Annotated in this window: 3 protein-coding genes; 1 reads left to right on the forward strand and 2 read right to left on the reverse strand. The window is 69.7% G+C overall.

The genetic code is table 11. From position 1 onward, the window contains the following. Nucleotides 1-77: 77 nt before the first annotated feature. Nucleotides 78-212: a hypothetical protein gene (locus tag NLI01S_RS26635; RefSeq protein WP_263363350.1), complete on the forward strand. Its 135-nt coding sequence runs from the start codon at nt 78-80 to the stop codon at nt 210-212. 14 nt (nt 213-226) lie between these two features. Here the strand turns inward: NLI01S_RS26635 and NLI01S_RS24850 are convergent, their stop codons facing one another. Both NLI01S_RS24850 and NLI01S_RS26640 read right to left on the reverse strand, forming a co-directional pair. Next, nucleotides 227-532: a hypothetical protein gene (locus NLI01S_RS24850; RefSeq protein ID WP_067609342.1), complete on the reverse strand. Its 306-nt coding sequence runs from the start codon at nt 530-532 to the stop codon at nt 227-229. A gap of 110 nt (nt 533-642) precedes the next feature. Beyond that, nucleotides 643-725, reverse strand: an 83-nt coding sequence (locus NLI01S_RS26640) for an acyl-CoA/acyl-ACP dehydrogenase (RefSeq protein ID WP_190318594.1), incomplete at its 5' end; no start/stop codon positions are given.

Consider the following 725-nt stretch of genomic DNA (forward strand, 5'->3'; position numbering starts at 1 on the left):
CCGGTCCTTGTCTTCCGTCATCTCCTCAGCCTCCGTGGTGTCGGGGGGCGGCGAGCTCGTCCTCCGCCAAACGGACCGTGACCGTCGCGGCGGAGATCGGCGCGCTGCTCGCCGCGACCGGCTTCACGGTGGTCGAGCGCTATGGGGGCTGGGACCAGGGGCCGTTGACCGACACGAGCCGCGACATCGTCACCGTCGCCCGCGCGGTCTGAGAGGCCCTGGCGGGTCAGCCCTCGGGAGGCTCCCCCTGATCCCTGGGAAAGCGCTCGTCCCGTGGTGGATCCCGTGGCGGATCCTGGGGCGCTTCCTGGGGGCGGTCCTGGAATCCATCCGCGGGTCCGGAGACCGTGGGCCCTTCGCCCCACCCGGTCGGGTACGTGCGCCCATCCGGCTGCTCGTCCCAGTACTCGGGAGAGCGGACGGCCTTCTCCGCCTGACGTTGGACCACGTAGAAGATGCCCAGCACCAGGAAGATGGCGAGGACGACCACGGCGATGATGATCAGTGGGACGAACGCGGAGAACGCGGACATCGAACTCACCTCCTTGATCCGCGCCTACCCGGTCACCCGGGTCCTCACCCATCGACGAGGGGAGGAGGGGCCGCCCGGCCCCTCCTCCCCGTGTACGCACCGCGCCGTTCCTAGCGCACGGGCAGGCCGGTGATGGTGCGGCCGATGATGAGCTTCTGGATCTCGCTGGCGCCCTCGAAGATCGTGTAGATGG

Origin of the sequence: Nocardiopsis listeri NBRC 13360 (genome assembly GCF_001570765.1) — a bacterium.
Classification (GTDB): Bacteria; Actinomycetota; Actinomycetes; order Streptosporangiales; family Streptosporangiaceae; genus Nocardiopsis; species Nocardiopsis listeri.